At 66.2% G+C, this 19417-nt stretch carries 24 protein-coding genes; 17 read left to right on the top strand and 7 right to left on the bottom strand.

Going from position 1 to position 19417, the window contains the following annotated elements; genetic code table 11:
• Positions 1-195 precede the first annotated feature (195 nt).
• The 8 genes from SOM35_RS15965 (at position 196) to SOM35_RS16000 (ending at position 5243) form a co-directional block, all read left to right on the top strand.
• Positions 196-846 (top strand): GNAT family N-acetyltransferase, encoded by a 651-nt coding sequence (locus SOM35_RS15965; protein ID WP_140449157.1) that lies wholly within the window; start codon positions 196-198, stop codon positions 844-846.
• Between the two features lie 142 nt (positions 847-988).
• On the top strand, positions 989-1846 hold the full coding sequence (locus tag SOM35_RS15970) for an alpha/beta hydrolase (RefSeq protein ID WP_111076500.1): 858 nt from the start codon (positions 989-991) through the stop codon (positions 1844-1846).
• The gene (locus SOM35_RS15975; RefSeq protein WP_253465811.1) at positions 1839-2414 is read left to right on the top strand and encodes an AAA family ATPase; all 576 of its coding nucleotides are present in this window, start codon (positions 1839-1841) and stop codon (positions 2412-2414) included. Before SOM35_RS15970 ends, SOM35_RS15975 begins: the two co-directional genes overlap by 8 nt.
• Positions 2415-2454: 40 nt before the next feature.
• A complete protein-coding gene (locus tag SOM35_RS15980) occupies positions 2455-2922 on the top strand; it encodes a GNAT family N-acetyltransferase (RefSeq protein WP_320516138.1) in 468 nt (155 codons plus the stop codon).
• A 68-nt stretch (positions 2923-2990) separates the two neighbouring features.
• The gene (locus SOM35_RS15985) at positions 2991-3395 is read left to right on the top strand and encodes a hypothetical protein (RefSeq protein ID WP_320516139.1); all 405 of its coding nucleotides are present in this window, start codon (positions 2991-2993) and stop codon (positions 3393-3395) included.
• 67 nt (positions 3396-3462) lie between these two features.
• On the top strand, positions 3463-4125 hold the full coding sequence (locus tag SOM35_RS15990; RefSeq protein ID WP_320516140.1) for a hypothetical protein: 663 nt from the start codon (positions 3463-3465) through the stop codon (positions 4123-4125).
• A 91-nt stretch (positions 4126-4216) separates the two neighbouring features.
• Positions 4217-4822 (top strand): RNA polymerase sigma factor, encoded by a 606-nt coding sequence (locus tag SOM35_RS15995; RefSeq protein WP_320516141.1) that lies wholly within the window; start codon positions 4217-4219, stop codon positions 4820-4822.
• Positions 4815-5243: a hypothetical protein gene (locus SOM35_RS16000; protein WP_320516142.1), complete on the top strand. Its 429-nt coding sequence runs from the start codon at positions 4815-4817 to the stop codon at positions 5241-5243. Before SOM35_RS15995 ends, SOM35_RS16000 begins: the two co-directional genes overlap by 8 nt.
• A gap of 512 nt (positions 5244-5755) precedes the next feature.
• Here SOM35_RS16000 and SOM35_RS16005 read toward each other — a convergent pair.
• Positions 5756-6064, bottom strand: a complete 309-nt coding sequence (locus SOM35_RS16005; RefSeq protein ID WP_320516143.1) for a hypothetical protein — start codon at positions 6062-6064, stop codon at positions 5756-5758.
• Between the two features lie 153 nt (positions 6065-6217).
• On the opposite strand from SOM35_RS16005, the gene SOM35_RS16010 reads away from it, so the two are divergent.
• Complete coding sequence (locus SOM35_RS16010; RefSeq protein WP_320516144.1) at positions 6218-7153, top strand: hypothetical protein; 936 nt, start codon at positions 6218-6220, stop codon at positions 7151-7153.
• Positions 7154-7372: 219 nt separating this feature from the next.
• Here the strand turns inward: SOM35_RS16010 and SOM35_RS16015 are convergent, their stop codons facing one another.
• The 6 genes from SOM35_RS16015 to SOM35_RS16040 all read right to left on the bottom strand — a co-directional run bounded on the left by SOM35_RS16015 (position 7373) and on the right by SOM35_RS16040 (position 9423).
• A complete protein-coding gene (locus SOM35_RS16015) occupies positions 7373-7888 on the bottom strand; it encodes a hypothetical protein (protein WP_182514829.1) in 516 nt (171 codons plus the stop codon).
• Complete coding sequence (locus SOM35_RS16020; RefSeq protein ID WP_182514828.1) at positions 7885-8286, bottom strand: hypothetical protein; 402 nt, start codon at positions 8284-8286, stop codon at positions 7885-7887. The genes SOM35_RS16015 and SOM35_RS16020 overlap by 4 nt, the downstream gene beginning before the upstream one ends.
• 64 nt (positions 8287-8350) lie before the next feature.
• The gene (locus SOM35_RS16025; protein ID WP_320516145.1) at positions 8351-8518 is read right to left on the bottom strand and encodes a hypothetical protein; all 168 of its coding nucleotides are present in this window, start codon (positions 8516-8518) and stop codon (positions 8351-8353) included.
• Between the two features lie 427 nt (positions 8519-8945).
• Entirely contained in the window at positions 8946-9086 is a 141-nt protein-coding gene (locus SOM35_RS16030; RefSeq protein WP_320516146.1) for a hypothetical protein, read from the bottom strand.
• Positions 9086-9223, bottom strand: a complete 138-nt coding sequence (locus SOM35_RS16035; protein WP_320516147.1) for a hypothetical protein — start codon at positions 9221-9223, stop codon at positions 9086-9088. Before SOM35_RS16035 ends, SOM35_RS16030 begins: the two co-directional genes overlap by 1 nt.
• Positions 9224-9249: 26 nt before the next feature.
• Entirely contained in the window at positions 9250-9423 is a 174-nt protein-coding gene (locus SOM35_RS16040) for a hypothetical protein (protein ID WP_320516148.1), read from the bottom strand.
• Between the two features lie 1543 nt (positions 9424-10966).
• On the opposite strand from SOM35_RS16040, the gene SOM35_RS16045 reads away from it, so the two are divergent.
• From SOM35_RS16045 to SOM35_RS16080, 8 genes are all read left to right on the top strand, one after another.
• On the top strand, positions 10967-11443 hold the full coding sequence (locus SOM35_RS16045) for a hypothetical protein (protein WP_320516149.1): 477 nt from the start codon (positions 10967-10969) through the stop codon (positions 11441-11443).
• 375 nt (positions 11444-11818) lie between these two features.
• A complete protein-coding gene (locus SOM35_RS16050; protein ID WP_320516150.1) occupies positions 11819-12706 on the top strand; it encodes a restriction endonuclease in 888 nt (295 codons plus the stop codon).
• 337 nt (positions 12707-13043) lie between these two features.
• Positions 13044-13259 (top strand): hypothetical protein, encoded by a 216-nt coding sequence (locus SOM35_RS16055; protein WP_320516151.1) that lies wholly within the window; start codon positions 13044-13046, stop codon positions 13257-13259.
• Positions 13260-13263: 4 nt separating this feature from the next.
• Positions 13264-13449, top strand: a complete 186-nt coding sequence (locus SOM35_RS16060; protein ID WP_320516152.1) for a hypothetical protein — start codon at positions 13264-13266, stop codon at positions 13447-13449.
• A gap of 269 nt (positions 13450-13718) precedes the next feature.
• The gene (locus SOM35_RS16065; protein WP_320516153.1) at positions 13719-14327 is read left to right on the top strand and encodes a nucleotidyltransferase domain-containing protein; all 609 of its coding nucleotides are present in this window, start codon (positions 13719-13721) and stop codon (positions 14325-14327) included.
• Positions 14324-14764 (top strand): hypothetical protein, encoded by a 441-nt coding sequence (locus tag SOM35_RS16070; protein WP_182514819.1) that lies wholly within the window; start codon positions 14324-14326, stop codon positions 14762-14764. Before SOM35_RS16065 ends, SOM35_RS16070 begins: the two co-directional genes overlap by 4 nt.
• A 254-nt stretch (positions 14765-15018) precedes the next feature.
• Entirely contained in the window at positions 15019-15849 is an 831-nt protein-coding gene (locus SOM35_RS16075) for a hypothetical protein (protein WP_320516154.1), read from the top strand.
• Between the two features lie 761 nt (positions 15850-16610).
• Positions 16611-19256, top strand: a complete 2646-nt coding sequence (locus tag SOM35_RS16080; RefSeq protein ID WP_320516155.1) for a hypothetical protein — start codon at positions 16611-16613, stop codon at positions 19254-19256.
• Positions 19257-19417 lie beyond the last annotated feature (161 nt).

The raw sequence follows: 19417 nt of genomic DNA on the forward strand, positions 1-19417 counted from the left end.
GGACGATCGACTCGTCGTTGACAGCATCCGCCCACTCGAAGAGACGGTTCGCCAGGCCGTCGACTACCTGGCACTCGACGCCCGGTAGAGGATCGATCACCGGGCGCTGCGAGAGGACAGATGCGAGGGTCGCTACTCAGCGGCCGGGCGCGTAACACGCCTCGCTGCGGTGACCGGCGCAGGTAGCGTCCCGGTATGGAACTGGAGAAGCTGTGGCCGTTGTTCGGACTCGAACTCCGAACCCCACGTCTGGTGTTGCGTCCGGTGCGGGACCAGGACCTCCCTGCCCTGGCGCAGGCTGCTCTTGATGGCATCCACAACTCGGACCGCATGCCGTTTGGCTTCCCATGGACCGATGCGTCTCCGGAGGAGCTGCCGCGGAACCTCGCGACATATCAGTGGAGCCTCCGCCAGGTCTCGCCGCAGAACTGGACGATCCAATTCGCCGTCATCCTTGACGACGAGGTGATCGGGGCGCAGGACCTCGCCGCGTTCAACTTCGGGGACCGCCGGACTGTGAACTCCGGTTCCTGGCTGACCCGACGCGCCCAAGGCAAGGGCGTCGGCACCGAGATGCGCGCGGCCCTGCTGCTGTTCGCCTTCGACACTCTGGGTGCCGAATGGGCAGAGTCAAGTGCTGCGGCCTGGAACACCCCGTCGCTGACCGTCTCGTACAAGCTCGGCTACGAGCCGAACGGGGTCACGCAGGTATCGCCCCGGTCCGGGCAACCGGTCGACGAACAGCGCGTGCGACTCTCCCGCGGTGCCTTCAAGCGCCCGAAGTGGAACCTGCAGACCATCGGCGATCAACCCGTTCTCGCACAGCTCGGGATCACTGCGTCGTAGGACGACCGCGCCGCGGAGCGGCGGTCGGAGCGAGCTCGCTGGCGGAGCCATGACCGTCCGGTAGCCGATATTGCCCGGACGCTAGCGGGACGGAGCATGACGGCGGCTGTCTGCTCGTGAGGTTGGTCGTTAGAGTCGATTCGTGTCTCCGACAGTGCCGTTCGCCGCTCTCCCGATCGAGCAGCAGGACATCTCGTACGAGTACGGACCCGACTCAGCGGTCCGGCCGGACGTACCCTCCGGCACGATCGAGGAACTCCACCTCGACTCGAGCGAACGGTACCCGGGGACGTCTCGAAAGGTCTGGGTTCATCGCCCCGCAGGACATCTCGCTGATGCCGAGTGCGCGGTCATGGTGTTCAACGACGGCTGGTGGTACCTCGATCCAGCCGGCGCGGTGCGGGCTGGGACCGTGCTGGACAACCTCGCTGCCGACGGTGTCCTTCCGCCGATGGTCGGCGTGTTCGTCGACCCCGGCGTGATGGACGTCGACGGCGTACCGACGAAGCACCGGAACGCCGAGTACGACGCGTTCGATGACACCTACGCGAGCTTCCTGATGGAGGAGGTCCTACCAGAGGTCGAGTCCCGCTACGGCGTTTTGGCTGATCCGATGAACCGTGGCATCTGCGGCGGCAGCAGTGGTGGCAACGCCGCCCTGACAGCAGCATGGACTCGGCCCGACGGGTTCGGGAGGGTCATCGCGTTCAACCCGAGCTTCGCGCAGATGCCGGGCGGGAACCCGTACCCGACGCTCCTCGCGACCGAACCGCGCCGACCCACACGTGTGTTCCTGCATGCTGCGCACCGGGATCTGCACTGGAACGAGCGAGCGGCGAACTGGTTCGCCGAGAGCCTCGACACCGCGTCCGCACTCGCGAGAGCTGGCTACGACTTCCGGCTCGTCGTCGGCGACGGGTCGCACTCCCCGAACCACGGCGGGGTGCTGCTGCCCGATGCGCTGCGCTGGCTCTGGGCGGCGGGTCGCACCGATGCGTGAAGGCGGACTCGACTCGTCAGCCGACGAGGTGGCCTGGATCGTGACCGGGATGCCGGGTGCCGGCAAGTCGACGGTGAGCCGTCTCGTTGCCGCGGCGCTCCCTCGTGCCGTGCGGATCGGTGCCGATGACCTCAACGCGATGATCGTCTCCGGCGCGGTCTGGCCACTCGGCCACCCCGCCGACGAAGCAGAACGACAGGTTGAGCTCTGCTACCGCAATCTCGGGGCACTGGCGCACAACTTCACGGCGAGCGGTTTCACGACGATCGTCGATTGCGTTCTTCCCGACGGAGATCATCTCGATCGCCTCCTCCGGCAGCTCCCTCAGCAGCGCGCACGGTTGGTCGTCCTCGCCCCTGGCGAAGCAGCCTGCCGCGACCGCAACGCCGCACGCAGCACGGATGAGCAGTTCGACTTCGATGGCTACCGCGAGCTCGACGCCACCATGCGAGCAGGCTTCGGTGATCAAGGTCAGTGGATCGACAGCGCCGACCTCACTGGTGAACAGACGATGCGGACGATCCTCGAACAGGTCGCCATCGTCAGCTCCGACCGCAGCGTCCGGTAGCCGATCGGCTTTCGGGACGCCTGCCGCTTAGGCTCCTGCCATGAATGTTCGGGCGGCTACGAAGGCGGACCTCGACATCTTGGGTGCGCTCAGCGTTGAGATACAGCGGCTGCATGAAGAGAACAGGCCCGACCTGTTCCGTGCGCCTGACGAGGGCGCACTACGGTCGTTTCTCGCCGACCAACTCGCGCGTGGGGCGGTCGTCCTGGTCGCGGATCACCACGGCACCGCGGCTGGTTACCTGCTTGCAGAACTGAGCGCGCGACCAGCGAGTCCGTTTCGTCACGCGTCCAAGAGTCTCTACGTGCACCACATCGCAGTTGCCCCAACGGCACAGCGCCAGGGCATTGGTGAGCAGCTGATTGAGGCAGCTGTCGCGATCGCTCAAGCGGAGAGCGCGCAGGCGGTGCGACTCGACTCCTGGTCCTTCAACCGCACGGCCCACGCGTTCTTCGAAGGGCAGGGCTTCGAGCCCGTCAACGTCGTCTTCGAGCGGCAACTTCGCTGACCTCGCGCCCTCTCCGGCGCAGACGACTGGTCAGCGGTCAGGCCTTGTTCGCTCGTAGGCTCGCTGCTGTGCCCCAGTTCGTTCGCTACCAGAGCGCCGTGCCCAACCGTCACGGACAGTACCCCGGAGTGTTCGCCCTCGCCAACGGGCTTCGCGACGACGGCCGGCTCACCACCGAAGACCAGTGGTGGCTGCTCGAAGCAAACCAGAAGGCGACCGCGGCCTACGTCGATCCAACGACCGTCGACACCGCCTGCTACGAACCAACGATCAACCCTGGTGCCCGCGCTTGGTTCTTCGCGGACGCTGCGGATCTGCTGGCGATGACCACGCCCTACCTCGAACTCCTCGATCGGTACGAGGTTCCTTGGATGCAACTCAGGACGCGCACCCCAGGGCGCGTCGTCTACCGAGACGCTGCGCAGGTCATCGCCGTCCCCTATCGGCACCCAGAGGACTGGCCCTTCCCCTGACGTCTCCGTAGTCGATCGGCTATCGGTACAGCTCATCCTCGGAGCGACAGGCCGATAGCGTGAAGCGATGGCAACCGGCGTGAAGTACGACTCTCTCTGGGATGAAGCGCACCGGTCCTTCGACAGGGGCACCCTTCGCGTGGATCACGCGCCCGTCGACGGTGACCCACGCTGGGGTCTCAGCCTCGTCCTGCTTCCGCCGGCGCGCGTCGCTGACGCGGTGGCCGCGGCCGCCGCTGAAATCGGCAGCCTCTACGACGGCACGCACCAGATCTACAACGCCGCCGACCTGCACCTAACAGTCACGAGCCTGGAGCCCTACCGCGACAAGGTCGCGCAGACAACGATCGAGCACTACGTCGACGCGGTCGAGCGTGCCCGCGATCTGCTGGACGTCAACGTTCGGCTGGTTGGGCTCGGCGGCTCGCCGTCCGGCGTGTTCGTCCAGGGCTTCGACTACGAGACGCTGGTACCGATCCGGCGAGAGATGCGTGAGGCAGCGGCGGACTTACACGACCGCGTCGCGCCGCCGATGGCGTTCGTCCGCGACACCGCACACATCTCCATCAGCGTCCACCGGGAAGCAATCCCCGAACCCCGGGCGGCCGAATACGTCCAACGACACAGGCGCTCTGAATTCGGCGACATGGCGGAAGCCACAGTCGCGCTCGCCCGGTATCGGGCGTCAGATCACTCGATGAGTGTCGAAGTCATTCACACCGTCCGGTAGCCGATCGCCTATCGGACGCTCGACAATGCCGGATCGTCGAGGGGCCGAGAGCGTCGGGAGAGGATCGCGGTGTGAACTTTTCTCCCGCTCGATGCGGATACAGGGTGTGAGCACAGATAGTGAGCTGATCCGGCTGTCGCTGGACCGACCGCCCGCGTTCGGGGACTTGTACACCCGACACGCGCGCGCCGTCTACCGCTACGCGGCAAGCCGCGTTGGGACTGAGGGCGCGGAAGACGTGTTGTCGAACACGTTCCTCGCGGCCTTCGAGCGCCGCAAGCGTTTTGACACGACCGTCGTGTCCGCGCTGCCATGGTTGCTCGGGTTCGCCACTGTGGCGATCCGGCAACACCGCCGACAAGAGCACCGACACCTGAGCGAGTCCGTCGACGAAGACGCGCTCGCGCTGGTCGGTGTCGCTGACGTCGCCCCGCACGCAGCGGCCCTCACCGAGGTCATGCGAGCGGTCACACGACTGTCACCACGGGACCGCGACGCGTTGCTGCTGCACACGTCGGCGGACCTGAGCTACGAGGACGTCGCCGCTGCGCTGCACATCCCCGTCGGGACGGTCCGATCACGCATCAACCGGGCGCGAGCACAGCTCCGGACCGCAACAGGCAGGGGCGAAGCCCCGGAACAGGAACGAACCAGTGGACGAACTGCAACTCCTTCGGTCGGGGACCGTCATGTCTGAGCCCGATCTCGCGACCCTCGACCGTGGCCGACGAGCGCTCGACGACCGCATTGCCGGCCACCGGCTCTCCTCGTCGCTGCGCAAGCGGCGGATCGCGCGCGTCTCTATCGGCATCGGCGCCGGGGCGCTCGTTGTCGGTGCTCTCACGGGAGCCGCCTACGTGACCATGGGTCCGTCGAAGCTGCCGTATGACTTGCCGACAGCGGCGCCGTACCAGCACGCGTTCATCGAGTGCATGGCCGGCGACGGATGGACCGATGTCGCGGCCTCCTCGCCTGAGGGCGAGAACTGGGTTCGCATTCTGTTCCCGGACAGCACTGACGCGAACAAGAAAGCGGTGGATGACATCGAGGCCTGCCGGGCGTCCGTGGCGAAGCAGAACGGCGTGAGCGTCGCTGCCGTCACCGGAGGTGAGCAGTGACTCCGGTGCAGGGGAAGCCGATCAGGCCTGATGCGTTGACTCTGCCCCCGACGCAACCGATCGACATCACCGCATGGATAAAGGAACCCGCCGTCAGCAAGTCCGCATGAACCTGACAGCGGAGCTACCCCCAGGGGGTAGCTCCGCTCTCGTGCGTATCCGGATGACCATCGGCTTACGAGACGTCCCCTTGCTTGCGGTCGATTTCAGTGGCCAACCTCGCTTGCAGGGCCCGTAGAGACGCCTCGCCCTCCCCTACTCGCACTTCAAGCTCCCACCCATGCAACGCCTCTATGGCTTCGTTGACACAGTTCGATAGCACGGCAAGCTCATAGGCAGACCAATCCAATGTACGCCCATTCTTGTCGCTTCTGATTGGTTTTGTGCATCGAAGCACGCGCGCCGGCTAACCGTGCCACCGTAGCTAGTGAGAGCGACCTCGGAGACCCCTTCTCGGCCCTGGGGCTCTTGACGTGTCCGCTAGCCGATCCTCTTCCGGGCGGCGCGCCGTGTCAGTCCATGGGGAACGGACGACGTGCGATCCACACAGTGAAACCAACGATGAGGAGCGCATCGAGAGCGAGGACAAAGTAGCCCCATCCGAGTGCGAAGCCGGCTTCGAGCGACCCAACTCCGAGGATGACGGTTACTCCAGCGGCCAGCACGAGGAACACGGGCAGGATCAGGCTAAGACGAGGTTGAGCGTTGAATGCGAGCTGCGCGTCATGGACCCATCGCTTGTTCCGAGCACGCCAGACGATTCCTGCGGCGGTGAGCACGAGGACCGCCACACTCGCCACCGGGAACAGGACATCTCGCACTAGTTCAGACTACGGGCGCGTTGGTCGAGGTGCGTCTCGTTGGTCGATCGTTGACCGAGCGCGACTGCTTACAGGCCCGGTAGTCGTGTTGAACAGATCGCGCGCTGCTCACGACCATGAATCGTCGCGTCCGTACATCGGTACCGTTCGAGTATGTCGAACAACCAGCCCTGGTCATGGTCAGTCCCGTTGCGGTCGCAGACGTGGCTCGACATGGTGAAGCCAGCGAAGCTGAACCTGACCCAAGCCATGTCCTCGCTGCCTGCCGTCACTATTCGATCGGCGGTCTACAACAATGCGCTGAACGCCGCACGCCAGGAGGTTCTTGCAACCGCGCTCAAGCCACCAACTCTCGGCCCACTCAAGCTGCCCATCGGAGCCGGTCTGCAGTGGAAGATGGGCAGCTTTTTCGAGGCGCTGCGTGCGAGCACGCGCATCTCGCTCCCCGACATCGCCCAGCTCCGGCGAGCTGCGCTACCGCCCAACATCGCTGACGCTGACATCGAGTACGACCTCGAAGCATGGAACCTCTGGATGCAGGAGGGTCTTCCGATCGCGTGGGTGCCTGACCCGCGAACACTCGAGCTAGTCGCTGCTGCTGGAACACCTGCCCAGCGCCGGGCTGTTTACGGTCGACGTTGGACGCACGTCCTCAACGCGTGCGAGGACCTCCTCAGCGACGTCACCTCAAGTGAAATGAACAACTTCGTTCAGCCCACTCGACGCGCGATCGACGGCATCAGGAACGGCTACGCCGACCTCGGACAGTCCTATGCCGCCAGCATCCTCGACTCCATCGTCCAGAAGACCTACACCCAGAAGGAGCAGCGTCGTTGGGTTCACAAGCCTGGCGCCGACGACCAACCAGGCGGGTTCCGGAACTTCTTCCACCTCACACAATTGCAAAGCATCTACGAAAGCTTCTGGGACGGTCCCGTCCCATCAACTTTCAACCGACACGGAAGCGCTCACGCCGTGGGGCGTGGGCGGCAGTACTCACGGATGAACGCCGTTCTCGGCGTCGCGCACGTCGCCAGCGTGATCGGGAAAAACGAAGCCGAAGCACGGATCCTCCATAGGACGGCATAAGCATTTCGTGGCTGGCGCTGTTGGCGGCGTCTGGCTGTGGCTAACACGGCCGCCCCCTCTCACCGCTAAGTGGATACGGTCCCAAGGGCCGCAGGAAGCGCCCAATCGCCGTATGAGGATCGGCTTACGGGACACCTCCCAGCGCCGCGGGGATGCTGGATGGAGGTCTTGCCTCTAGTTCAGACAATGCCTGTCATGTGTGCGGCACGACGCGCTCGGCTACATGTGGCGAAGTTTGTCGAGGAACGACCGGAACCCGGCGGTCTTCCGGCTGCGGCTGGTGGTCGGCGCCGATGCTGAGACCGGTTTCGTTGCCCGATTCGGTGGCGCAGGAGTGTGTCCGTCTGGGACGACGTACCCGCCGCAGTCGACGACGGCGCCACCGCGGCTGACGGTGATGGTCTGCACATGCATGACCCCGTCGTCGAAGTCGTATGCGCTGCGGCTGCCGTCACCGGGCTCCCTGTGGCTGGCTGCCCAGGTGAGCCGACCAACGGTGCCGCGCGGTGAGGACGCCCACCAGTTCTTCCCGTCCCACTCGACGCGGAGCTCGTCTCCGATGCGGACCTGCATGATGAGCGGCGTGACGGTGTGCTTGTGCAGGCTGGACGCTTTCGGGGTGCCACGCGATTCGAGGACGCGGGCGTAGTCGCCGGAGATGCCGAACATCCGGTCACCGTTCTTGTGGTCGGAGCCGACCTGCAGGTGACCGGCCGCGACCGCTGGTGTGCTCAACCGCAGAAGTCGCAGACGTTCGTCAGTGGCATGATTGCGCCACACGTCGGGCAGGTCTGCTGTTCTGCTCGACGCTCGCCGGAGCTGCCGCCCGCGCGGCCACTGTTCTCCGGCAGACCGACGCCCCACAGTCCGCGACGTTCGTCGCTCTCCCAAGGGGTGACGCCAGGGCCGCACGCGGCGACCGCTTCGTCATGGTCGACGAAGCCATTCACCCACCCGGACGCGATGCGAAGTGGCGGCTTGGCGTCTTCACGCTCAGCGCGGACGTAACTGGTCGTCTGGTGGAACGACGAGATGCGGATGTGCTCGAGGATGCGTCGGACCATGGCGTGATTGGCGAGCGGGATGCGGCGGAGCACTTCCTGCCGGGTCATCGTTGTGTCGCTGTCGGTCATCGCCGGCCCCTCTGCTGACGCCGGTCGGGCGCCGGCGTCGGCAGCATCCTGGCATGAGCCGGTGTCAGGCTTCGACGAACATCACGTCAGACGCGAACCCGTACCGGGTCTCGGACGCGTAATTGCCGGCCTCCCAGTAGTTGTACTTGTCGATGTGGCGCAGCAGGTTCTCCCGAAGCGCCTGCCCGTCAGGTGTGTAGTCGAGTCCGTCAGTCGTCCATCCCTTCGACACCCCGCCGATGCGGACGGTGAGGGTCCTGTGCCGTCACGGTGTCCTTCGACGTTGACGGTGGCGCCGTCGGGCAGGTGGCCGACGTCGCTGAGGGCCTTCATGTCCTTCCGGAGCCGCCTGGCGGTGCGGGCGACGTCGTCGCCGTGGACGTGGTGGGTGCCGATGTACCGGTGCGTCTCGTCGGACGTGCCGACCCTGGTGGCGTCGTCGTGGGGTGACTCGGGGACGACGGGGACGTGCCGTCCGCGGTCGAACCAGTGCTTGTCGCCGTCCGCCGTGACGACTGCGGGTCCGCCGTGGCGATGCAGGTCGCCGTCCTTGAAGAATGACGTCTCACCGTCGTCGGTGACGTGCACTTCGTAGTGGCCGCTGCCGGAGGACCACACCTGCACCGGCACGTCGTTGCCGTCGCGGACGCCCTGGAATGTCAGGCCGATGCGCTGGTCGGCGGGAACGCCGAGGGTGTCCTCCGGGTCCCGGGTGTCACCCGGTCGAGGAGGCCGATGCCGGGTTCCGTGTTCGCCTTGTGGGTGAACGTCCCGTTGCCGAGTCGTGGGTACCAGCCCATCAGAGTGCCTTCCCGTTCTCCGCTGCTTCGGTGAGGCCTGCATTCGGCGGCGTCACGGCCGCGGCGACGTCGTGGTCTTCGTCGCGGACGTACTTCCCAGTGTCGTAGTCGGCGCGGTAGCCGAGAGTCGAGCACATCGGCTCGCGGACGCGGTGCTCGCCGTTTAGTGGCCGTCTCGGATCTGCACCCAGAACGCACGCTGCTCAGCCCAGAACATCGGGTGGTCTGCGCAGCGTCCAGCGGCGATGTTCCCCTCGATCATGACGACGAGGTCCGCCGCCAACCTGCGGGTCTGCGCACCAACGGTTTTCGGGAGTAGACGGTCGATGAGCTTCATGATGGGTCCTTCCGATGCGGAGAGGTCCCGAATGGGCCTCTCACTTGTACTATCGGCAGCCGCGCGTCCCAACTCGCTGTCGCACAACTTCTGTCCCACTCCGTGCATGAATGCAGCAACGGACACAGCATCAAAACTGGAGCAGACCACGGGTCACAGCACGACCATCGTCGACTTCACTGCCGCCGAAGCGGAGCGCATCCTCGCCGCCGGAGACGACCCGGCGGCAGCACCAAGTAGTGGTGCAGACCGTCCTCGTCACGACGGGTCAGCAGCACCGTCCCATCTGGCGTCGCCGACGTGAATGCCGACGCGCGCTGCGTCACGGTCATCGCGTTCGGTTCGATGGACCCGGCGCGTGTGAACTGCCACACCCTTGCGTCGTCGAGACCTGCCACCGAACACCCCTCTTCGTCGGCCGCGGTCCTACCCGAAGTGGCAGCCCGCCTTCATGCGTTTGAGCACTACAGAGCCGGCGAAAAAGGCGACACCTGATACCCCTCCAGTGAATCTGTGACATGCCAATAACGCCCAAGCCGCGCCGCCGAAATACCCCGCCGCCTCACCCGTCTCCCGCTGCCCTTTCGTTCCTCAGGGTGGTCGTCTGGGTTCGCACCGTGCGGTGGGCGCCCCGTCGTTCGTTCCTCTCTTCGGGGGCTCTCTCCTCGCAGGCTCGTCGTTCGCGCATCGCGTCGCTTCGCTCCAAGCGATGCCCTCGTCCACTCGTTCCTCGCGTCCGAGGCGGGTCCCTCCTTGAGCGCTGTCGCCCTCAGTGCAGGAGTGGTCCCGTCGTCACCGTTTCGCTGGCTCATCGCTGCCGAGTCGCTCCCTTAGGGGTCGCTCCGTCGTCGTCCCGGTCCCGTCCTGGAACCGTCACGACTCCTCGGTCCGCGATGCGTCCCGATGCGTCACGCCCCCCCGTGGCTGGTTCCGCCCCGGAGCATGACGTACGACAGGTCTTCGTCACGGAGTCGTCCCGTCATTGTCCCGACGTCGTCCCGCCTCCCACGTGTGGTGAGCGCACCGCCCCCGCCCACGCAACGACCACGCACCGCCACCACACCGTGAACGTGACGGAGACATGCGCGCAGCGCCGCCGGGGACGCGCCAGCGGACCCGGACAGTGTCCGCCCCGCTGGCCCGTCCCGGCTGCCGGTCCGTGAACGTCGCGCCTGCTCGCCCGTGACGAAGTCGCGGGCGGACGTCGGCATAACCCGCTTCACCCCGCTTCGAAGGTCAGGTCACCGAGCCGTCGTGGACGCACAGGTCAGGTGGTTCTTCTCACCTTCCACATGTCCCACGTCCCACCTGTCTCTTTCCACCTCGATCCCCCTCCTCCTGTCCCGGAAATCCGCCGGCAGGAATCTCGCCGCACCTCACGCGGCTACCGCCGGACGGCGGGCCACCAAGCGGCCCGGGCAGTTCACGTCCGAGTCACCGAGACCGCGGATGCCGGGACACGCACCGAGGTGACCGGCATGCTCGAGCGATGGGGTGGATGAGGCAAGCGCCGACATGGGTGGCCGGAGTTCTGATGGCGGCCATGTTCGCCGTCGGTTGGTTCGGCGTGACGTTTATCACCATCCCCGAGCTGACCATCGGCGGCCGTGCCGTCGCATCGGCGCTCACCGGCGCCGTGTTCGGCCTGGTGATGGGTCTCATCCTCGGCCGGCAACGGCGGCAGTACGGGCGGGCTGGCAGCCGAACCGACTTCGCTCGCGCTGTCCGTCGCGGGACTGTCCCACCCGACGTGAACACCACTGAGTGGCGACAGGCGCTCCTGCGCCGTCAGAAGGAGTACCGGACGCTGCGGTGGACAGCGCCGCTGCTGTACCTGCCGATGACCGCCCTCAGCATCTGGCTCGCCGTCACCGGGCAGCCGCTGTTCTGGTTCGGGGCAGCGTTCTTCATCGCCGTGCTCATCTTCACCGTCGGAGTCACCCCACGGACCCTCCGGAACACCGACGCGATGCTCACCGAACTCGACGGGCGTGAACACGCGGCGCGCGCCAGTCAATGAGGGCGCCGAAAACCACCACGGACGGTCGTTGACGGACGTAGTGAAGCCCGGCCGTCTCTGTGAGAGGGCCGGGCTTTGAGCTGTGTGGGTCGGTGATTAGCGTCGGACGCTGATGACCGATACTCCGGAGTTGGCGACCATGAGTGGGGCTTTGCCGATGGGGTCGTTGCGGAGTTTCATGGCGTGGGCCCCGTGCACGCACCGAACGCAGGCGAACGTCCTCTCAGTCGCTCGGACACTCCAACCTGCGCTGCCGGAGGACCTACGGGTGAAGTCCGGCGCCGGGGTGGCGTGGGCTGCTCCGGCGTGAGTGTCCCTCGCGGTCGGTACGCTCCGTTGTGCCGGGCTGGCCGGCGACGGATGGACGGTTTTGGCGTGAGCGAGCTCGAGTGGAACTTCTTCGACCGCGTAATGGCGTTGACGGACGAGGTTGGTCCGGGCAGCGCGGAGGACTTCCCGGCACGGTTCCCACGGGTGCTGCCGAAGGGCATGCAGGTGCTGACCGGGCTCGACTACGAGCTGATCGCTGAGGAGCGATGGGTGGAGGTTACCTTCACGATGGCTTCCCGGGAACGACTGACGGAAGTCACTGGTGTTGAGGTGACACCGGAGCAGCATCACGCGATGACGGAGGAGGTCTGCCTCGCGTTGGCGTTCGCGACGCTGCGACTCCTGCCGACGGAGTACTACTCCATCACCGCGCAGGTGGCGCGGGAGGGGCACACGGAGGGCGATGAGCCCCTAGCGCTCCTCGGGTTTGACCGCCCGCAGATCGAAGAAGACGAGAAGCCCGACGGATACACGTGGTTCGACTGGTTGGGCGGCGTCTCGACCCCAGCGGATCCGCTCGTACCGGCGCTGGCGCCGGTGCAGTCGGAGGTGACACCTGCCGCAGTCTCACCCGCACAGCTGACCCCGCGTGAGTTCGAACTGCTGCTGAAACGACTGCTCGAGGCGATGGGTCTCACTGCCAAGGAGACGCCGTACAGCAAGGACGACGGTGTGGACGTCATCGCCGAGGACCACCGTCCGTTCCACCGCGGCCGCGTTGTCGTGCAGGCCAAACGGTACGCCGGCAGTGTCGGCGTGACGACGGTCCGGGAACTCAACGGCGTCCTGCCGCTGCACCGGGCACAGCGCGGCATCGTGGTGACTACGGGGACGTTTACCCGGGAAGCGGTCGCCACGGCCCGGCAGCTCGGCATCGAACTCATCGACGGACGAGAACTGCGGCAGGCGCTCGCCGAGCACCTCGGCGACTGAGCCGGGGTGGGGGCTGCTTGTCGCTCACCGTGCGCATGGGAGCCAGCATGACAAGTGCGACCACAGGTCTCGTTGTCTCGCTCCTTTGACGCGATGCTTGCTCGGGCGGAACATGCTCCGGCCTGTGTGCTTCGTCGGCTCGGCCTGGTGGGGAACCGCGACTGGGCGTGCGAGTGCGAGGGGCAGGTGCCGCGAGAGCTGGAGCCGGACCCGAATGTCATCGAGTTCCGCTGACCGCGCATAGAGCAGCAGACCGCCACCCTGCTGAGGAGCCCGCCATGTCCCCGTCTTCGTCTGTCCCTGCTCCCCTGTTCCCCTGCTTCCCGGCCCGTGGTCGGTGCAGCGCTTCCCCGACTCGCAGCCGATGATGTTGGAGCAGCTGGCGATGCAGCGGTCGCTGCTGGTGTCGCCGTTCCTCCTCGCGGATGTCGGCGATCAGCTCGACTGGTTCGACCACCTGCGCGGTGTGACCCGGCCGGTCGGCGTCGCCGGCGCATCAGGCGCTCGTCGGCGCGCACGACCGGATGCGGGCGGAGCAGACTGGGCTCCGTGACGAGGTGAACACCCTCACCGTGTTCGCTCTCGACGCGAGCACCGACCTGCAGGTCAACGAGGAGCAGAAGGCGATGGTCGCCGACCTGTGGACGAACGGACGCCCCTTCGCTGAGACGGTCATCATCTATCCGAACACCGAGACGCCCATCAACACCGCTGATCTCGGCGTCCCGCCGCTGGTGAAGTAATGGGTGCCTTCCGGCGGAGTCGCGAGGACGACGGGACAGCCGAGGAGCACTACCGGCTGACCCACCCGGAGTCGGCTCCGCACTGCCCGGTGAGCGTCCGGTACGCGAAGTACGCCGGATGAACGTACGACCACGATACCGGCGTCGTCACCCTCCGCGTGCTCAGCAAGCAGGACGGGGAGTAGCAGTTCGACGAATGACGAAATCTTGGCGGAGGTGACTCTATTCTGCTGCCTCTGGCAATATACTGGTACCCGAAAGGAGGGGGCATGCAGCTCCAAAGCCCGTTCGCGGCCGTGACACCCACCGTGGACGGTGAGGTGCTCGCCGTTCTCGCGCACGTGCCCCGTGGCCGCCCCTTCACGCTCTCCTTCATCACGCAACGCGTCTCTCGGTCACGCACGGGCGTCCTCCGCGTCCTCGAACGGCTGGTCCAGCAGGGCATCGTCCTGTTCGACGACATCGGCGGAGTGAAGACGTTCCAGCTGAACCACGACCACCTGCTGGCACCGCAGATCCTTGCTATCAGTCAGGCTCGCACGGTCCTTCTCGACCGGCTCCGAGACGCCTGCGCCCAGATGCCGCTCCGCTACGCAGCGGTGTTCGGTTCCGCGGCGCGCGGTGAGATGCGGCCGGACAGCGACATCGACCTGATCTTCATCGCCGACGCCGAACGCCGCGACGAGGTCGAAGACGGGGTACACGACCTCGCCATCGCTGCACGACTGTGGACCGGCAACCCGGTGAACCCCATCTTCTTCAGCACCGAGGACATCACCTCTTCCGACGAGCTGCTACACACCATCGCCGAAGAAGGCGTCGCGCTCACCGAGGACCGACGCTGGCTGAAGAACCACCTGAGAGAGGCACGCCGATGACGCCACCACCGAATCTCCCGAACATCAAGCCTGGAGGCGACGACGTCATGCGCGGCCGACTGACGAAGGCGCGCGACTTCCTCACGTCCGCCGAGGCGTTGTTCGAGCTCGGCAAGGAGGGTGGAGTCCTCGCCCCGACATCCGAGCATGCCGCGGCGTACGTCGACCTGTGCGTTGACGCGGGCATCGCAGCGTCGGACGCCATCTGCATCAAGAAGACCGGCAGATACAGCAGCGGTGCATCCCACGACGATGCGGTCGCTGTCCTGCAGGCGGCGACTGACCGTTCGACCGCGAAGCACCTCGGAACGCTCGTCAACATGAAGTCGGGCACCGCTTACGGCCACCGGCCAGTGACCGCGGCCGACATCCACAACGCCGGCATCTCCGCAACGGCCCTCGTCGAGTACGCCGAGAACCTCATCGCGGGCTCCTGATGGGTCGTCCTGCTCGTCTGCTGCCGGTGGAACTGTGCCCGGCGCCGTGGCCGGAGGAGCCGTCGGAGGACCGTCCTGCAGAAAAGGCCCGTCGGATGGTGCTCAACGTTCGGGCAGCGATGAACGGCCGGTCGATGCGTGCAGTCGCAGGTCGAGGACTATAACGCCGACCAGTGCCTCTCTCACCCGAAGCCGATGGAGACCGTGACCCGGTAGGCGTCCGCGCTCGCCGTCGCAGCCGCTACGGTCGAATCATGACCGACGACGACTCCTCGAGCGTCACCCCTGCGGAACTCCGGGCAATGCTCGAGCGGGCTCCTTTGGAAGCGGCCGGACGGAACCTTCGGATGCTACCGGCGATGGTGGTGAAGAACGCCGACGTGTTGTTCGCAGCTCCTGAGGTCAGCCTCGACGATGCGCTCGACATCGCGGCCCACGTCGGCGCGGCGTTCGTCACCCTGCGGGAGCGGATGTTCGACCTGGCGGAGTTCCTCGGCGACGCCGAAGGGGTGCCCGCTGGCATCCGGAACAACGCTGCCAGTCACGATGGTGACCTTGAGGGGATGGACCTGCAATTCATCGGCGCTGGTGTCTCCTACGCTTGGTGGGCCGCCGTGGACTGGTCGCAGGAAATCACTGCCGAGCTCGAGGAGTGGCAGGAAGACGCCGACGAGAAACGCGACCGGGAACGGCGGGAGCGGCTGGCGCGGGCGCAGCAGCTCATCCAGGCCGCCATCGACGACGCCGGCGTCCGCGCGGCGAAGCCGATGTCGAGGAAGGCGGTTGTCGAAGCTTTCATCCACGGGCGCATGGGACCCAAGAATGACGTCGGCGCCGAGTACGCACTGCGGTGGGCGCCGCAACGGGTCGCCGAGGAGTGGCGGTCCGCGTACGCGCTCCTCGACAACAGCGCGAAGGTGTTCATCGCGGATCTCCAAGAACTGGCTGAGTGGCAACGGTCGAAGTGGAAGCCGTCTGAGCGCCGCGAAGTGCTCCTTCGGTACGCAATGAGCCGCACCGGCGGGTGGGCCCCCACCGACAAGTGGTTGAAGGACATGGACGCGAAGTCCGCACCCTCAACCTGACGCGCCGCACAAACGTCAAGCAGGGTCCGCGCAAACCCCTGTCATGCATCAACAGCACCAGTACCGGCAGCCGAGCTCTGACCATTCGAAGATGGCGACCGGGTGTGCGGCGAAGGTGGCCTACCCCGATTCTGCGCGTCCCCGATGCCAAGGAACTGCGACGCGGGGTGAGCGGGCAGGCGGTCTTGGCGCTGGGCGGGCGGAAGCGTCTGCCACAGCGAAGGTCAAGCCACGGAAGACCCCAGAGCGGGTCGCTGCCGCAGCCTGCCCTGTACGCCGTGGAGGCGGGGTGTGCGCGAAGCCCCACGCCCAGCCGGCACGCAGCAGGCGCCCGCAGGAGCGATGCGGAGTCGGGAGCTCGTGCGAGCGCGTGAGTTCAGATCAGGGTCTGACCCGGAGTCTCGCTCGGGCCGCGTGCGAATTCGACCGCAAAGCTAGCCATGGGAGGGGGGAGGTGGGAGGGGGCAAAGAGGGATGTGTTCCGGTCGCTCCCAGTGTGAGGAGAGCGCAGACTCCGTTTTCCTCACCCAGCACGGCTGAAAAGGATCCCCCTGACCCCCCCCTACCCCCCCCCGCCCGAGCGAAAGGGCAGCTCAACCCCGACCGCTAGCCGACCCTCACTCCCGCCTTACGTGCGTGCCGAAGACGATCCGGCAGGACCACCTCCGGCTGATCTGCTTCTCGCCGCATAGCTCCCTTCGAACGGGCACGCGGCCCACTGAGTGTAGGAACTCACCGCGACCCGAGAGTGGAAGCGAGAGATGAACAGCGGAAACACCATTGCCTCGGAGTCGCTGGACGCCCTCCGCGTGAAGCGCGCGATGGAGTGCTTGCGCGAGCACGGTCTAACTGTCTCCGTTGACGGAGCGACCGTTGCGCCAACGGACGCCCTGCCGGAGGTGACGGCCGAAACCCAGGTGGGCCTGCGCCTCGGCATCCAGGGGCGTGTCGCCCGTACAGACGAGAGCTTCGTCTACCCGGTGGCGCTCCGGGCCGCAGACGTTAACCGCGCCAACGGGGAGGCTCTGAGCGACGCGGTTGCCCGCGCAAGCCTGAGCCGACTGATGACGCTGGTTGATGCCGGCTGGTGCGAAGACCTCCCGGATGGCCGCCGTCTCCGCCTCCTCGGGGTCACAGCCCGGAACGACCGGGAGTACAGGGCGGTACTGAGCAGCCTCGCGACCCGCCGCACTCTGCAAGACGGCACCGTCATCGCGGACATCGCCGTGGGCGGGAGCACGACTATCGCACCAACCATTACCGAGACCGGCACACACCGGCTGGCGAGCGGCGAAGTTGGCGTACTGACGCCGGTGACGCATGGCGAGTTGGCCGGTCTCGGCGTTCTGCTCGACAACCTCTCGGACGCACGCGACCCGCGAACCGCCCGGTCGGTGTACGACATCCGGGCCCATGACGAGCAGACGAACAACGTCCGGGACCGCTACAACCGTGGGGCGACGACAGAGGACATGACTCGGTTCTTGACCGTCGCCGGCTGGGTGGAATCCGGCGAAGGCGAAGCCGGCCGGCTCTTCTTCCGCGAGGCCGAGCACGGCGAGCTGCTGGAAGAAGCACGAGCTTTTGCCCATGGTTTCGACGTTGGTAACGGTGCCGTTGCACGGGCCTTCGACCTCTGCCTTGAGTGCCCACCGCGCGCCGACATCACCTCACCCGAATACCTCGCGCAGTACCTCGTCGACGAGGGCCACGTCGCGGTCACCGCCGAGGTCTTTACCCGGCACGGCGCCCGCGCCGAGATCGAAGTCCAGCAGGAGACCACCAAGGTGATTTCGGACTTCGTGACCGAGGTTCGCGCCGCGCGAAGCGCATCAGACCGCTCCCGCCCGCTCGCCTTTTCGTACGTGCTGGAGGGAGAACCTGCGGGCCCGGTGTACATCGACGCCGGCGGCCGCGTCCGTTATTGGGATTCGCAGTCAGCCTCTCGCCTCATGATCGCAGCAGCGCAGCTTGGCACCAGCTTCACCAGTAAGGACGGTACCCCAGGCTTCCGCCCCTCACACCAGCTGCCGCCGACTGTCGTGCAGGGTGTCTTCGAAACGCTGAAGGGACACGGGGCGCTCCCGCCACTTCACTACGTCGGCCGTGAGCCGGTGCTCACCCGCGAGGGCCGGGTGGTCTCTAAGCCGGGCTACGACATGGCCTCGAAAGCGTTCGTCACGCTTCCGCACCGAGACCGCACCCGCTGGGCCCGTGAATACGCCGTGCCGGAGAAGCCGACTCTCGCTGAAGCGCAGGCCGCTTTCGAGATGCTTGACGACGAGCTCCTCTGGGATTTCAACTTCGCGACCCCGGGCGACCGCGCCCGCGCGATGGTGTACCTACTGACGTGCGTGGGCCGACCGCTGCTGAACGGCTCACCCCTTTTTCTCGCGAACGCAGCCGACCGCGGTGCGGGTAAGAGCTACCTACTGCTGATCGGCCGGCTGCTTGCCACGGGTACACCGGCGGCCACCTCCTTCCGGGTGGGTGGCTTCAACGACGACGAGACCGAGAAGAGGCTCGTCGCGCTCCTGATGGCGGGCGGCCGCTTCCTCCACTGCGACGAGGTCCCGCGAGGAGCAAAGCTCTCCGGTCTCATCGTGACCGAGCTGCCGACCGCCATCGACGGAGAGCAGGAGCGCCGCAAGCTCGGCTCGAACGACGCCGTCAAGCAGACTGGCGTCATCGCCACCATGGCTGGAAACAACGTCGAGCTCGGCGGCGACTACAACCGCCGCGTCATTGAGGTCCGGCTCGGCTCCTTCGGCACGAGTTCACCGATCGCGCGCACCGGGTACCGCCACCCCTCCTTGCCGAAGTACATCGCAGAGAACCGACCGATGCTGGTTGCCGCGGCACACACCGTCCTCCTCTACGGACTGCAGAACCCAGTCGAGACCCCCGGTTATGGTTTCTCGCACAACTGGGCCGCTACGGTTCTCGGCGCGCTCACCCATGTCACGAACGAAGCCGGTGTCCCTGTCCATGAAGCTGCTATGGACGGCTTCTTCGAGAAAGTCGATGAGGACGACGAGCTCGGCGAAGAGTGGGGCCCGCTCCTCGAGTACCTGTGGGATCGTCGGGGCGAAGCCCGCCGTACGGCCGCCGACATCCGCCAGGACGCAAAGAGCCCTCTTCAGGGGCAGCAGCGTCCCGATCTTCCGTCTTCGCTGGCGCTGATCAGCCCGATGTTGCCGGAAACCGCTCAGGCCACCGCGTGGGGTAAGGCGATGAAGGCAGTCCTCGGTACTGGCATCCCGTACCGCGGTACCCGGTATGTGCTGCAGGCTGTGCAGAAGGCAGCGTCGTCGAAGAGGTCGAACTTTTACTTCATCACCGCGAGCGTCGAGGGTGAGCGTCGTATCCCGGGCCGTGCCGCCGAACCTGAAGCTGCGGCAGCCTGATGACCCGGCTCACGTACGAGGGCATGCCTAAGTTCGAGCAGTGGCTGCAGTCATCGCATCGTGGGTTGGGTGTCGCGGTCACTGAAACTCAGCTCGCGGTTGGCGACGCGACGGGGTCCTCGTGGACCGTGCCACTACAAGATGACGCGACCGTCCGGAGG

The organism is Curtobacterium sp. CFBP9011 (genome assembly GCF_034045095.1).
Classification (GTDB): Bacteria; Actinomycetota; Actinomycetes; order Actinomycetales; family Microbacteriaceae; genus Curtobacterium.

What these genes read in the sequence shown, in the direction of transcription:
- SOM35_RS16045 (WP_320516149.1), top strand. Translation starts at nt 10,967, where the DNA reads ATGTTCGCCGTCGGTTGGTTCGGCGTGACGTTTATCACCATCCCCGAG.
- SOM35_RS16065 (WP_320516153.1), top strand. Translation starts at nt 13,719, where the DNA reads ATGCAGCTCCAAAGCCCGTTCGCGGCCGTGACACCCACCGTGGACGGT.
- SOM35_RS16040 (WP_320516148.1), bottom strand. Translation starts at nt 9,423, where the DNA reads ATGAAGCTCATCGACCGTCTACTCCCGAAAACCGTTGGTGCGCAGACC.
- SOM35_RS16080 (WP_320516155.1), top strand. Translation starts at nt 16,611, where the DNA reads ATGAACAGCGGAAACACCATTGCCTCGGAGTCGCTGGACGCCCTCCGC.
- SOM35_RS15975 (WP_253465811.1), top strand. Translation starts at nt 1,839, where the DNA reads ATGCGTGAAGGCGGACTCGACTCGTCAGCCGACGAGGTGGCCTGGATC.
- SOM35_RS15990 (WP_320516140.1), top strand. Translation starts at nt 3,463, where the DNA reads ATGGCAACCGGCGTGAAGTACGACTCTCTCTGGGATGAAGCGCACCGG.
- SOM35_RS16020 (WP_182514828.1), bottom strand. Translation starts at nt 8,286, where the DNA reads ATGACCGACAGCGACACAACGATGACCCGGCAGGAAGTGCTCCGCCGC.
- SOM35_RS16070 (WP_182514819.1), top strand. Translation starts at nt 14,324, where the DNA reads ATGACGCCACCACCGAATCTCCCGAACATCAAGCCTGGAGGCGACGAC.
- SOM35_RS16010 (WP_320516144.1), top strand. Translation starts at nt 6,218, where the DNA reads ATGTCGAACAACCAGCCCTGGTCATGGTCAGTCCCGTTGCGGTCGCAG.
- SOM35_RS15980 (WP_320516138.1), top strand. Translation starts at nt 2,455, where the DNA reads ATGAATGTTCGGGCGGCTACGAAGGCGGACCTCGACATCTTGGGTGCG.
- SOM35_RS16000 (WP_320516142.1), top strand. Translation starts at nt 4,815, where the DNA reads ATGTCTGAGCCCGATCTCGCGACCCTCGACCGTGGCCGACGAGCGCTC.
- SOM35_RS16075 (WP_320516154.1), top strand. Translation starts at nt 15,019, where the DNA reads ATGACCGACGACGACTCCTCGAGCGTCACCCCTGCGGAACTCCGGGCA.
- SOM35_RS15965 (WP_140449157.1), top strand. Translation starts at nt 196, where the DNA reads ATGGAACTGGAGAAGCTGTGGCCGTTGTTCGGACTCGAACTCCGAACC.
- SOM35_RS15995 (WP_320516141.1), top strand. Translation starts at nt 4,217, where the DNA reads ATGCGGATACAGGGTGTGAGCACAGATAGTGAGCTGATCCGGCTGTCG.
- SOM35_RS16030 (WP_320516146.1), bottom strand. Translation starts at nt 9,086, where the DNA reads ATGGGCTGGTACCCACGACTCGGCAACGGGACGTTCACCCACAAGGCG.
- SOM35_RS16035 (WP_320516147.1), bottom strand. Translation starts at nt 9,223, where the DNA reads ATGTGCTCGACTCTCGGCTACCGCGCCGACTACGACACTGGGAAGTAC.